Annotated in this window: 8 protein-coding genes and 3 tRNA genes; 7 read left to right on the forward strand and 4 right to left on the reverse strand. The window is 34.2% G+C overall.

Annotated elements, in window-relative coordinates:
- Nucleotides 1-10: 10 nt before the first annotated feature.
- On the reverse strand, nucleotides 11-565 hold the full coding sequence (locus V8G56_RS09765) for an RNA polymerase sigma factor (protein ID WP_395438267.1): 555 nt from the start codon (nucleotides 563-565) through the stop codon (nucleotides 11-13).
- A 118-nt stretch (nucleotides 566-683) separates the two neighbouring features.
- Entirely contained in the window at nucleotides 684-3,233 is a 2,550-nt protein-coding gene (locus V8G56_RS09770; protein ID WP_395438268.1) for an ATP-dependent Clp protease ATP-binding subunit, read from the reverse strand.
- A gap of 260 nt (nucleotides 3,234-3,493) precedes the next feature.
- Between V8G56_RS09770 and gyrA the strand changes: the two genes are divergently transcribed.
- Both gyrA and V8G56_RS09780 read left to right on the forward strand, forming a co-directional pair.
- Nucleotides 3,494-6,058, forward strand: a complete 2,565-nt coding sequence (gyrA, locus tag V8G56_RS09775; protein WP_395438269.1) for a DNA gyrase subunit A — start codon at nucleotides 3,494-3,496, stop codon at nucleotides 6,056-6,058.
- 28 nt (nucleotides 6,059-6,086) lie between these two features.
- On the forward strand, nucleotides 6,087-7,343 hold the full coding sequence (locus tag V8G56_RS09780; RefSeq protein ID WP_395438270.1) for a tetratricopeptide repeat protein: 1,257 nt from the start codon (nucleotides 6,087-6,089) through the stop codon (nucleotides 7,341-7,343).
- 47 nt (nucleotides 7,344-7,390) lie between these two features.
- Here the strand turns inward: V8G56_RS09780 and V8G56_RS09785 are convergent, their stop codons facing one another.
- Nucleotides 7,391-8,140 (reverse strand): C40 family peptidase, encoded by a 750-nt coding sequence (locus V8G56_RS09785; RefSeq protein ID WP_395438271.1) that lies wholly within the window; start codon nucleotides 8,138-8,140, stop codon nucleotides 7,391-7,393.
- A gap of 10 nt (nucleotides 8,141-8,150) precedes the next feature.
- Nucleotides 8,151-9,329, reverse strand: a complete 1,179-nt coding sequence (locus V8G56_RS09790) for an acetyl-CoA C-acyltransferase (protein ID WP_395438272.1) — start codon at nucleotides 9,327-9,329, stop codon at nucleotides 8,151-8,153.
- 126 nt (nucleotides 9,330-9,455) lie between these two features.
- On the opposite strand from V8G56_RS09790, the gene V8G56_RS09795 reads away from it, so the two are divergent.
- From V8G56_RS09795 to V8G56_RS09815, 5 genes are all read left to right on the forward strand, one after another.
- Nucleotides 9,456-11,504, forward strand: coding sequence for an HD family phosphohydrolase (locus V8G56_RS09795; RefSeq protein ID WP_395438273.1), 2,049 nt, complete (start codon nucleotides 9,456-9,458; stop codon nucleotides 11,502-11,504).
- A 92-nt stretch (nucleotides 11,505-11,596) separates the two neighbouring features.
- Nucleotides 11,597-11,680 (forward strand) — tRNA-Ser (locus V8G56_RS09800).
- Nucleotides 11,681-11,701: 21 nt separating this feature from the next.
- A tRNA-Pro gene (locus V8G56_RS09805) sits at nucleotides 11,702-11,776 on the forward strand.
- Between the two features lie 11 nt (nucleotides 11,777-11,787).
- A tRNA-Arg gene (locus V8G56_RS09810) sits at nucleotides 11,788-11,861 on the forward strand.
- Nucleotides 11,862-12,348: 487 nt separating this feature from the next.
- On the forward strand, nucleotides 12,349-13,766 hold a 1,418-nt coding region (locus V8G56_RS09815; protein ID WP_395438274.1), incomplete at its 3' end, for a DUF7507 domain-containing protein.

A 13,766-nucleotide genomic window follows, 5' to 3' on the forward strand; every position in this document is an offset into this window, starting at 1 on the left:
ATTTGTTTTTTTAAAGTACTAGTTCTAATTTTTTTCTTAAACTTTCTTTAGCACGAGATATCATAGTTCTACAGTTAGCTTGAGAAATATTTAAAATATCACCAATTTCCTCATAATCATAGCCTTCAATAAGATGAAGTGTTAAACAGATCTTATAATTATCTTTAAGCATGTTCATGGTTTCCAGCACTTGATTCGTTTTCAGGCTTGTTAGTTCTGAAGTATCTAATCCGTCCGAAGTATCTTCAATCTTATAAATGACATCATCTAAAGGAACGTTGTTGTATTTACTATTTTTCTTGTAATGGTAAATACTGTTATTAATTACAATTCGCTTTAACCATGAACCAAATATTTTTGGGTCCTTTAAGCTATCCAATTTTGTAAACGCCAACAAAAATGAATCTTGCATAATATCTTCAGCTTCATAACTGTCTTTTACAATTCTTAAAGAGGTGTTATACATAGCCTTAAAGAACCTGTTGTAAACTTCCAACTGCGCCTGTTGGTTGTTTGACTTACATAGGTCAATTAGTTGTTCAATATTTAGTTCGGTTAGTGTCACTAAAGCAAATTGTTATTATAAAGAGGAATGCATTGTTGATTTGTTACACTTTTTTCAAAAAAAAATTCCCACATCAATTTTAATGTAGGAATTTAATTTATGAATAGATTTTTAAAGACTAAGATTCAGCTGGCTTTTCTGCTTTTTCAATCTTAATTTTGAGTTCTTGAGATTTTTCATCTAAATCCATAATAATGCTATCACCATCTTGGACATGTGATGTTATTATTTCTTCAGCCAAAGCATCTTCTATATATTTTTGAATAGCTCTTTTTAAAGGTCTGGCACCATATTGTTTGTCAAAACCTTTCTCTGCAATATAGTCTTTGGCCTTCTTGCTTAATTTTAAATTATACCCTAAGTCTTTTATTCTTAATAAAAGTTTACCTAATTCAATATCAATAATTTTATCAATATCTTCTCTTTCAAGAGCATTAAATACAACGACGTCATCAATTCTATTCAAAAACTCAGGCGCGAATGATTTTTTAAGAGCATTTTCAATAACGCCTCTAGCATTCGCATCCTCTTGTGCTTTTTGCGAAGCCGTTCCAAAACCAATACCGGTACCAAAATCTTTAAGCTTACGGGAACCAATATTTGAGGTCATTATAATGATGGTGTTCCTGAAATCAATTTTTCTTCCTAAACTGTCGGTTAAATAACCATCATCCAGTACTTGAAGTAACATATTAAAGACATCGGGATGTGCTTTTTCAATTTCATCAAGTAAAATAACAGCATAAGGTTTGCGTCTTACTTTTTCAGTTAACTGACCACCTTCCTCATAACCAACATATCCTGGAGGTGCACCAACTAATCTTGAAATGGCGAATTTTTCCATATACTCACTCATATCAATTCTAACTAGGGCATCTTCACTATCAAACAATTCTCTGGATAATACTTTAGCCAATTGGGTTTTACCAACGCCTGTTTGTCCTAAGAAAATAAATGAACCAATGGGCTTGTTCGGGTCTTTTAATCCCGCTCTGTTGCGCTGAATAGCTTTCACTACTTTTGAAACGGCATCATCTTGACCAATAACTTTTCCCTTGATGAGATTTGGTAACTCAGCAAGTTTATTGATTTCAGTTTGTGCAATTCGGTTTACAGGTATTCCTGTCATCATGGATACGACATCAGCAACATTGTCTTCTGTAACAATTTCACGATGCTGTTTAGTGTCTTCTTCCCATTTTTCTTGGGCCGTTTGAAGTTCTTTCTCTAAACGTTTTTCATCATCTCTTAACTTAGCTGCTTCTTCATACTTTTGTTTTCTAACCACCAAATTCTTAGTTTCCTTAACATCTTCCAGTTGTTTTTCAAGTTCTAAAATTTGCTTTGGCACTTCAATATTAGTGATATGAACACGCGATCCAGCTTCATCCAATGCATCAATAGCTTTGTCTGGTAAAAAACGCTCTGTCATGTAACGGTTTGTCAATTTCACACAGGCTTCAATAGCTTCTGGTGTATAGTCTACATTGTGATGTTCTTCATATTTAGCCTTAATATTGTTCAGGATTTCAATGGTTTCCTCGACAGTAGTAGGTTCAACTATTACTTTTTGAAAACGACGCTCCAATGCACCGTCCTTTTCAATATATTGTCTGTATTCATCTAGAGTTGTAGCGCCTATACATTGAATTTCTCCACGGGCCAAAGCCGGTTTAAACATGTTTGAAGCATCTAAACTACCGGTAGCACCACCCGCTCCTACAATCGTATGAATCTCATCAATAAATAAAATGACATCATCATTTTTTTCGAGTTCATTCATCACGGCTTTCATCCGCTCTTCAAACTGTCCGCGGTATTTTGTGCCAGCAACTAAACTTGCCAAGTCCAAAGTAACCACTCGTTTATTGAAAAGAATACGAGACACTTTTCTCTTAATAATTCTTAATGCCAAGCCTTCCGCTATGGCAGACTTACCAACGCCGGGTTCTCCAATTAAAAGTGGATTGTTCTTTTTACGTCGGCTTAAAATTTGCGAGACCCGTTGAATTTCTTTTTCACGACCTACAACAGGATCAAGTTTTCCTTCTTCAGCCAAAGCTGTCAAATCTCTACCAAAATTATCTAAAACAGGCGTTTTAGATTTTTTATTGGTTTTACCAGTAGGTGCATTGAATAAATTCTCTTTTGCAGTATCATCATCATGACTTGTATCATCATCCTGAAATGATTCTGACTTAGGTTCTATGTAATCGCTATCGTTAGTAATCATAAATTTAAATTGTTCTTTAACGTTGTCATAATCAACTTTAAGCTTATTTAAAAGCTTGGTAGTGGGGTCGTTTTCGTTTCTTAAAATACACAGTAACAAATGTGCTGTGTTTATAGAAGTACTTTGAAATAACTTAGCTTCTAAAAAAGTTGTTTTCAAAGCACGTTCCGCTTGTCGTGTTAAGTGCAGATTCTTCTTTTGATTTGAAGTATCTGATGTACTTGGGTTAGCGGGACTTAATATTTCAACCTTTCGTCTTAAATGATTTAAATCAATGTCTAGGGCATTTAAAATATTAATCGCTTTACCATTTCCGTCGCGTAAAAGACCAAGCATTAAGTGCTCTGTTCCAATAAAATCGTGGCCCAGGCGCAATGCTTCTTCCTTGCTATAAGCAATAACGTCTTTAACTCTTGGTGAAAAATTATCATCCATAATAAAATCCTTTCTGCATTAAAAGTAATAAAACAATTTAGTAAAGACAAAAACTATACCTTAAATTGTCTGTAAGTTGCTAATTGACAAAAAAAACTTTAAAAAATCAAAATTTTTAGGATTATACTTATTAACGAAAAAGACCTCTTAAATTGTTAATAAAAAACACTAAAAATATGGCTTAAAAGTCTTACCATGACTGATGAAATAGTTATCTTAGCACGATTTGAAATACTGAAAATACAACTAATTAATTATATATGGCTGAAGGAGAAAAAGTTATTCCAATAAACATAGAAGATGAAATGAAATCGGCTTACATTGATTACTCAATGTCGGTCATTGTGTCACGTGCTTTACCAGATGTAAGAGATGGTTTAAAGCCAGTTCATAGACGTGTTCTATTTGGAATGTATGAATTAGGCGTTCGAGCTAATACAGCACACAAAAAATCAGCAAGAATAGTAGGTGAGGTGTTGGGTAAGTACCATCCTCATGGTGATACCTCAGTTTATGACGCTATGGTCAGGATGGCTCAAGAATGGAGTTTGCGCTATATGCTAGTGGATGGCCAAGGAAACTTTGGATCTGTAGATGGCGATAGTCCAGCGGCGATGCGTTATACAGAAGCACGTATGCGTAAAATATCTGAAGATATGCTGGCAGATATTGATAAGGAAACGGTAGATCATCAGTTGAATTTTGATGATACCTTAAATGAACCAACAGTTTTACCAACTAGAATTCCTGGTCTTTTAGTAAACGGAGCGTCTGGAATTGCCGTAGGTATGGCTACTAATATGCCGCCTCATAACTTAGGTGAAGTAGTAGACGGAATAGTAGCTTATATAGAAGATAAAGATATTGAAATAGATGAGTTAATAAAACACGTTAAAGCCCCTGATTTTCCAACGGGAGGAACTATTTATGGCTATGATGGTGTAAAAGAAGCTTTTCATACAGGTCGCGGACGTATCGTCATGCGTGCTAAGGCTAATATTGAGGAAGTAAATGGACGTGAATGTATTATTGTCACTGAAATACCTTATCAAGTCAATAAGGCAGATATGATTAAGAAAACTGCTGATCTTGTAAATGATAAAAAGCTTGAAGGCATTGCAACCATACGTGATGAATCTGATAGAAATGGTATGCGTATCGTTTATGTTTTAAAGCGTGATGCTATTCCAAATATCGTTTTAAATAAACTTTATAAATATACTCAGTTACAATCGTCATTTAGCGTTAATAATATTGCTTTAGTAAAAGGGCGTCCACAATTGTTGAATCTAAAAGACATGATTCATCATTTTGTAGACCACAGACATGAAGTTGTTGTTAGAAGAACAACTTATGAATTACGTAAAGCTGAGGAAAGAGCTCATATTCTAGAAGGCTTAATTATTGCTTCTGATAATATAGATGAAGTTATCGCATTAATTAGAGCATCCTCTAATGCTGATGAAGCCCGTGAAAAATTAATGACACGTTTTGAATTATCTGAACTTCAGGCTAAAGCCATAGTTGAAATGCGTTTACGTCAACTAACAGGTTTAGAACAAGATAAATTAAGAAGTGAGTATGAAGATTTAATGAATACCATTGAAGATTTAAAAGACATTCTTGATAAAAAAGAACGTCGTATGGAAATCATCAAACAAGAACTTCTTGAAGTTAAAAATAAATATGGTGATGAAAGACGTTCTATTATTGAATATGCCGGTGGAGATTTAAGTATTGAAGATATGATTCCAGATGAGAAAGTGGTTATTACCATTTCTCATGCAGGTTATATTAAACGCACCTCACTTTCAGAGTACAAAACACAAAATAGAGGAGGGGTTGGTCAAAAAGCTTCAACCACCAGAAATGAGGACTTTTTGGAACATTTGTTTGTAGGCACAAACCATCAGTACATGTTATTCTTTACACAGAAAGGCAAATGTTTCTGGATGCGTGTTTATGAAATCCCAGAAGGAAGTAAAACCTCAAAAGGAAGAGCTATTCAGAATTTAATTAATATTGAGCAAGATGATAATGTAAAAGCATTTATATGTACTCAAGATTTAAAGGATGAAGACTACATCAATAGTCACTATGTGATTATGGCTACTAAAAATGGTCAGGTTAAAAAGACATTATTGGAACAATATTCACGCCCAAGATTGAATGGTATCAATGGCATTACAATCAAGGAAGATGATATGCTATTAGAAGCGCGATTAACAACTGGGGAGAGCCAGGTCATGTTAGCGCTTAAATCAGGTAAAGCTATTCGCTTTGAAGAGGCTAAAACGAGGCCAATGGGAAGAAATGCTTCGGGTGTGAGAGGTATTACGCTTGCACATGCAAAAGATGAGGTCATTGGTATGATCACCATTGAAAATCCGCAGGAAGAATCAGTTTTAGTGGTTTCAGAAAATGGTTATGGTAAACGTACCTATATAGATGACCCAGAAGATGGTGAGCCAGTTTACAGAGTAACCAATCGCGGAGGAAAAGGCGTTAAAACCATTTCTATAACAGAAAAAACAGGAAACTTAGTTGCTATTAAAAGTGTGACTGACAGTGATGATTTAATGATAATTAATAAATCAGGAATAGCAATTAGAATGTCTGTTAAAGATTTGAGATTAATGGGCAGAGCTACTCAAGGTGTTAAATTAATAAATTTAAGAAATGGAGATTCTATTGCAGCTGTAGCAAAAGTAATGGCAGATGATGATGTTGATGAAAATGAAACTGACACCTTTGAATCTGATGAAATAAATGACGAGTTGACAGATGGCACAACTCTTGATAATACAGAAGACGATAACAATTAATACATACTAACTTTAAAAATTATTTAAAATGAAAAATCGAGTTATAATAGCTTTGGCATTTTTGATAAGCACATTAACATTTGCTCAAAAAAAAGAATTAAAAGCTGTTGAAAAAGCTATAAAAAGCAATAATTATTCTGAAGCCAAAGCGGGTTTAAATCAATTAGAAGGCATGCTTTCTGGTTTAGATGCTAAAACTAAATCACAATATAATTTTTTAAAAGCACAATCTTTTTATGCGAATGGTGCTGGCTCAAATACTGATATTGATACAGCTTTAGAAAGTTTATCACAGGTAACTGAAGGGTATCAGGTTGAAGTTGCTGAACTAAAGCAAAATATGATAAATAATTTACTTACAAAAGGAAATGAAGCCTATGAGAAAAATGAATATGCCATTGCATCAAATAACTTTGAGCGCGCCTACAGAGTTTCTACTAAGGACACCGTTTATCTTTATTATGCAGCGGCGACTGCAGTCAATTTGCAAGATTTTGACAGAGCTTTAATTTTATATAAAGAACTTAAAAATTTGGGATATACTGGTATAGAAAAACAATATTTTGCAACTAGTATTGAAACTCAAAAAGAAGAGCTTTTTCAAAATAAAAATTTGAGAGATTTATCGGTAAAAGCTAAAACCCATATTAAACCTGAGGATCGTAAATCTGAATCTAAAAAATCAGAAATAGTAAAAAATATTGCTTTAATTTATGTAAGTAAAGATGATAATGATAATGCATTAGCGGCTATGAAAGATGCTAGAGAAGAAAGTCCGGATGATATTAATCTTTTGCTTTCAGAAGCTAATATTTATTATAAAATGGGTAACACTGAAGAATTTAAAAATTTATTACAATTAGCAACTACAAAAGATCCTAACAACGCTGAATTACAGTATAACTTAGGAGTTATTGCTGCTGAATCAGACCATCCTGAAGAAGCTATGAGTTATTATAAAAAAGCGATAGAAATAGATGCAAATTATATAAATGCTTATATCAATAGTGCTGCATTAGTTTTGAATAAAGAGCAAGCTCTGATAGAAGAAATGAATGGATTAGGAACCTCTAAAAAAGATGATTTACGTTATGATGAATTAAGAAAAATGCGTCAAGATGTCTATAAAGAAGCCGTTCCTTATCTAGAAAAGGCACTAGAAATAGATCCAAAAAATATTAGTGCGGCTAAAACGCTTCACAATATTTATGGTGTTACAGGTGAAAAAGCTAAGCACGATGCTATGCAAAAAATAGTAGATGCGCTTGAAGCTGAATCTAACTAATTAAATACATTTCTGATATAAAAAAAGCCGCTAAGTAGCGGCTTTTTTTATATCACTTTTTTAATAACTCTAAGTTTATGGGTATGTGTTTTTTGATCCACATTATATATTCCAGTATGGTCTAATCTATCTATCCTTACTTTGCCATGCGCATGGATAATATAATTATCATGCATAATAAGGCCTACATGAACTATTTGTCCTTCACTATTATCAAAAAACGCCAAATCACCAGGTTCACTTTCTTCAATAAAACTTAGGGCTTCTCCTTGAGTGGACTGCTGGGAAGCATCGCGAAGAAGGCTGTAGCCATTTAGTTTATATACCATCTGAGTAAATCCTGAACAATCAATTCCAAAAGGACTTTTTCCACCCCATAAATAAGGACTATTCAAGTATAAAAAGGCTGTTTGAATAATATTATCTTTAGACTTTTTGCCTTCTACAATATTGCCATCATGTTTATGATTTAATATAGATAATCCATTTAAGCTTGATCCGAGTAAAATAGGATGTAGTTGCTCATGAGTATCTTCAATAAATTCAACTAAATCAATGGATAGTTTTAAATCAGAATTTTCTAAGGTTTTGTATTGATTTTCATCAATTTCTTGATATTGTTTAGTGTCAATCCAGCCTTCATAAGAGTCAAAAGCAAGCCTTATTTTACTCCAGTTTTTTCGCTTTTCAATGATTTTAAAGTGATCACCATATAACAATTGTGAAACTAATTCACTTTTATCAGAAGATTCAAACCTTAAAGGAGCAATGCTTAAATGACAAATTCCGTATTGCATTCAATATTAATTAATTACGTTCTAATACCATCGCCGATGCTCCTCCGCCACCATTACAGATAGCCGCAGCACCAATTTTTGCATTATTTTGTTCTAAAACGTTTAAAAGGGTTACTAAAATTCTGGCTCCAGAGCAGCCAAGTGGATGACCAAGTGAAACAGCTCCACCATTGACGTTCACATTCTTATCATTCAAACCAAGAATTTTCATATTTGCTAATCCAACTACAGAAAAGGCTTCATTGAACTCAAAATATTCAACGTCTTTTAAGGAAATCCCTGCTCTGTTTAATGCCTTTGGTAAGGCTTTAGCTGGTGCTGTTGTAAACCATTGTGGTTCATGCGCTGCATCTGCATACCCTTTAATAGTGGCGAGTGGTTTTATCCCTAATTCCTTGGCTTTATCCTTGCTCATTAAAATTAAAGCCGCTGCCCCATCATTAATAGTGGACGCATTTGCCGCCGTTACCGTACCATCTTTTGTGAAAGCCGCACGAAGACTTGGAATTTTATCTATTTTAACATTGGTATATTCTTCATCTTTATTCATTATCATTGGTTCTCCTCGTCTTTGAGGGACTTCAACAGGAACTACTTCATTATCAAATTTTCCTGCTTTCCATGCTGCTTCAGAACGTTTGTAAGACTGTATGGCAAAGGCATCTTGATCTTCTCTGGAAAATTTATATTCTGTAGCACACGCATCTGCACAAACGCCCATCGCATTTTCATCATAAGCATCTACTAAACCGTCCTTTTGCATACCATCAATTAAGGTAGCAGAACCAAATTTTGTGCCATTTCTCGCATATAAATAATGAGGAATTAAACTCATATTTTCCATACCTCCTGCAACAATAATATCAGCTTCACCTAAAGCAATGGACTGGGCAGCTTGCATAACAGCTTTCATACCCGATGCACATACTTTATTAATGGTTGTGCAAGGTACCGTATTGGGAATACCCGCGTAAATAGCGGCTTGTCTTGCCGGTGCTTGTCCAACACCTGCCTGAACCACATTACCCATTAAAACCTCTTCAACAAGTTGTGGATTTAAATTAATTTTATCTAAAGCTCCTTTAATGGCGATAGCTCCTAATTTAGCAGCAGGAATAGTTGATAAGGATCCTAAAAAACTCCCAATAGGGGTTCTTACTGCAGATACAATAACGACTTCTTTACTCATTTTTTTGATGTTTAATTAGCTTGTAGCGAAAATAATCATTTTTTAGTAGAAATTAGAACGATTACTGCAATATAAAAAATCAAAAAAGCTTATATTTTATTACATTTGAAAACCTTTTAATATATAATGTCAGACTTAGTAAATAAATTATACAGAAATCATTCTTTAATCTACAAAGGGTTATTATTTATTTTTTCTACTTTTTTAATTGTGTATTTGTTTCCTAAAACAGGAAAGTTCAAATATAATTTTGAGAGAGGCAAACCATGGCAATCCGAGAATTTATATGCTCCTTTTAATTTTGCCATTAAAAAGTCAAATGAAGAAATTGCAGCAGAAAAAAAGACTATTTCTGATCATTCAACGCTTTTTTTCGCTGTGGACTCTGCAATTGAAAATGAAGTCAATGATTTATTTGAATCGCAGTTTAAAATAGCTTTTTCAGATTCCATTCCTAAATTAAAACGTAATATTTTATTTAAGGCAGGAGAAAGGATAATTAATGAACTGTATGCGCTTGGAGTCTTAAGCGAAAATTATAATTTCCCAGAAAATAAGACGGTTGTAATTCTTGAAGATCGGATTGAGAAGCACACCGCTAAATTTGCTGATTTAATCAATCAGGAGGAGGTTTCATCAATGATAAACAGGGTTTTAATTGAAGAAAAATTAAGCGATTATAAAACCGAATTCACCTCTCTTTTTTTTGATTTAATACAGCCAAATTTAACTTATGATAAATCATTTACAGAGAAGGTTTTAAATGAAGACTTAAATAAAATAGCTTACACCCGCGGAAGTATTGAAAAGGAAACCTTAATTATCTCAAAAGGAGAAATTGTTGAAGGCAATAAGTACCAGGTTTTGGAATCCCTAAAGTCTGAATATGAATCTCAGGTCTGGAATGCCTCTAATTACAATTGGATCTTATTTGCCTATACCTTATTAGTTTCCTTAGCACTTTTGATGTTACTGTTATTTTTAAGGAAATACAGGCTTGAAGTTTTTGAAAATAACACAAAAGTTACCTTTATTTTTTTCAATATTTTTTTGATGGTATTTATTACCACTTTGGTGGTAAATTACAGTTCAGAATATATCTATGTTGTACCAATATGCATCTTACCCCTTATATTCAAAGCATTTTTTGATGCGCGTTTAGGCTTGTTTGCTCATGTCATCACTGTTTTATTATTAGGCTCTATTGTGCCAAATAGTTATGAGTATATGTTCCTTCAAATTATCGCAGGTATTGTCACTATTTTAACGGTTTCTGAACTTTATAAAAGGGCTAATCTATTTATTTCAGTAGGTCAAATTACACTTATATATATTATCGCCTATTTTGCGTTTTTTGTTATTCATGAAGGCAGTGTAGAAACCTTAAAATGGGAGACTTTTATTTGGTTTATTTTATGTGGTCTTGCTACCTTATTTGTTCAGCCATTAATATATATATATGAAAAACTTTTTGGCTTGGTTTCTGACGTATCATTATTAGAATTGTCTGATACAAATTCTAAATTATTAAAAGAATTATCAAATAAAGCACCTGGTACTTTTCATCATTCATTAAACGTTGCAAATCTGGCTGAGTCCTGTGCCAATGAAGTAGGGGCCAACGCTATGTTAATTAGGGTTGGAGCATTATACCATGATATTGGGAAAATGAAAAACCCAACTTATTTTATTGAAAATCAATCAACCGGTATTAATCCTCATGATGAATTGCATTCAAAGGAAAGCGCTAGAATAATTATTGAGCATGTCATTTTAGGTATTGAAATTGCAAAAAAATATAATTTACCTGATAGAGTTATAGATTTTATTAGAACGCACCATGGTACCTCTATGGTTTACTATTTTTATATTAAAGAAAAGGAACTTAAGCCGGAAGTTGATAGATCTGAATTTATGTATCCTGGACCTAAACCATTCAGTAAAGAAACAGCCATATTGATGATGTGTGATAGTGTTGAAGCAGCTTCAAAAAGCTTAAAAGATCCAACCTCTACAAAGATCGACACGTTTGTTGAAAGCATAATAAGTAAGCAAATTGATGAAGGACAATTTTTAAATGCAAACATTACTTTTAAAGAAATTCAATCTATTAAAAAAGTGCTAAAACACAAGCTTGCAAATATTTACCATTTACGCATTGAATATCCTGAATAATTTTTTTAAAAAATTAAATAAATAGTTGTGTTCTTAAAACTGATACATTACATTTGCATCCGCAATTTTATTGCATAAGTTCATTATAAATAGGAGAGGTGCCAGAGTGGTAATGGAGCAGATTGCTAATCTGTCGACGGGTAACTGTCGCCAGGGTTCGAGTCCCTGTCTCTCCGCAAATTTTTAGATAACCATTTCGGGGTGTAGCGTAGCCCGGTTATCGCGCCTGCTTTGGGAGCAGGAGGTCGCAGGTTCGAATCCTGCCACCCCGACAAATATGACTGGTCGCGTAGCTCAGTTGGATAGAGCATCTGCCTTCTAAGCAGACGGTCACAGGTTCGAATCCTGTCGCGATCACATCATGCGAAACCCCACTATTAGTGGGGTTTTTGCGTTTTTTGATACATATTTGGCATATCTTTTTATCTATAAATATTCAACATAATCATTTAAGATTTTCTTCATTTATATGGGGTTGCTTGCAGAAACTATTTAATAGTTGTTAAGCCCATTGTTATTTTACAAAGTTCTCGGTTTTTTATGACAAAAACCACACCTTGTCGATTTATTAGACTTTTAAACTAATAAATGTTTGTTAATTAAAAATATAATAAGAACTTTATGACAAGCGTAATCTGAATCCAAATACTACTGCTGTATTAATCCTACATTTTTTCCCTAAAAATCAATAGTGTTGTGTGATGATCAATTGTTAAAAAGCAATTTTTTTTGGGTCATACTAAACAATTAATAGCTCGTGACTTCAAGAATATTCTTGTGTCGCATAAACATATATTGCTATTAACAACTAAAACTAACTCAAATGGGGATTTCTACTCAAGGTATGCATAAGTGCGTACAATCAATTAAAACAACTACGACAACCTCTTCTTTTACAACCTTTTTACTAACCTTATTACTATTTGTGATGCTGCCGTTTACGGCTTTAGGGCAATGTCCTAATACTTATGTGAGCACTCCAACGGTTGGGACAACAGCTGGGACAATTACATTTAATTTCGAGGCGGGAAATGGTGCCGCTGACCAGGATGTAGCTTGTGATTTTGTTCGTGCTCATGGGGGAACTGGTACGAACCCTTGTAGTGGAGGATCTATTACAGTAGCGGGGATTACGTACAACTATACCGGTAATAACGGAGGAGGTACTAGTCAACCTATTGTACTCACTTATACAGCTGCAACAAATGTTACAACGGCCCCCACTGATTTTCAAATTGCAGAAGGGATCGGTTGTGGTCAAACGTCAGACGATGAGCGTCTTAGTATTATTTTTCAAGATATTGAAACAGGGCAGAATTGTACATCCAGTAACAGTTATTTTTCTATGACCTTGATAGATAATGGTTTTGGTCCATATACTTTGCTGCAAAGCGGGAATTCTGCTTTGGTCTTTGGTACAGATTCTTACGCGTCTGGCACATATACAACGGCAACAATTAAAGCTGGTATTTATATATTAGTTTTCACTGATGCTTCCGGCAAGGAACACTCTTTCATTTACAATCATATAACACAGATTGGAACTTGTTTAAGACAATCTAACCTCGACATAGTTAAAACCATTACTTCCGGGGATCCGTACTATGCGGTAGGAGACATAATAACCTATTCATATGCTGTCACTTCAGATGCGCCGATTACTAATCCTTTTGTAACTGATGATCATATCATAGGTAATATCACTACCTACACAGGTGATAGTAATAGCGATGGTATCCTCCAAGTTGGGGAAATTTGGACATTTTCCGGAACCTATATGGTTACTCAGGATGATATTAATAATGGTTCCGTAACAAATTTGGCATTTGCCAGGGGATTAGATGAAAATGGTTTGCCTATTTTTTCTGAGGTAGATAATGCAACGGCAACTCTTAATCCTTGTAGTTTTGAAGCTACTTGTAATCTAGACCCTACTGAAAAGGTGATAGAAGGTTGTGATATAACAGATTTACCCTCACCTTTTACCAATGCGGCCGATGTGTTTTCAGGAATCACAACTGATCCCTGTGGCGATCTGGTACTAAAACATGATGATGTTCCCAGCGGAACGCTATGTCCTGATGGGCTTAGCGTGGTCCGCACATATACTTTATTTGATGACTTAAATAATAATCAAACACTGGATGTAGGGGAAGAATTTGAAATATGTGTGGGGAATTTTAAGATTGTGGATACTACAGCTCCAACCTGGGATGTATCACCTTCAGATATGTTAACGGTAGAGTGTGATCCTGCTACTAA

Source organism: Gaetbulibacter aquiaggeris (assembly GCF_044003965.1).
Classification (GTDB): domain Bacteria; phylum Bacteroidota; class Bacteroidia; order Flavobacteriales; family Flavobacteriaceae; genus Yeosuana; species Yeosuana aquiaggeris.

Coding starts and splice junctions, on each gene's coding strand:
- V8G56_RS09780 (WP_395438270.1), top strand. CDS start 6,087: ATGAAAAATCGAGTTATAATAGCTTTGGCATTTTTGATAAGCACATTA.
- V8G56_RS09785 (WP_395438271.1), bottom strand. CDS start 8,140: ATGCAATACGGAATTTGTCATTTAAGCATTGCTCCTTTAAGGTTTGAA.
- gyrA (WP_395438269.1), top strand. CDS start 3,494: ATGGCTGAAGGAGAAAAAGTTATTCCAATAAACATAGAAGATGAAATG.
- V8G56_RS09795 (WP_395438273.1), top strand. CDS start 9,456: ATGTCAGACTTAGTAAATAAATTATACAGAAATCATTCTTTAATCTAC.
- V8G56_RS09790 (WP_395438272.1), bottom strand. CDS start 9,329: ATGAGTAAAGAAGTCGTTATTGTATCTGCAGTAAGAACCCCTATTGGG.
- V8G56_RS09770 (WP_395438268.1), bottom strand. CDS start 3,233: ATGGATGATAATTTTTCACCAAGAGTTAAAGACGTTATTGCTTATAGC.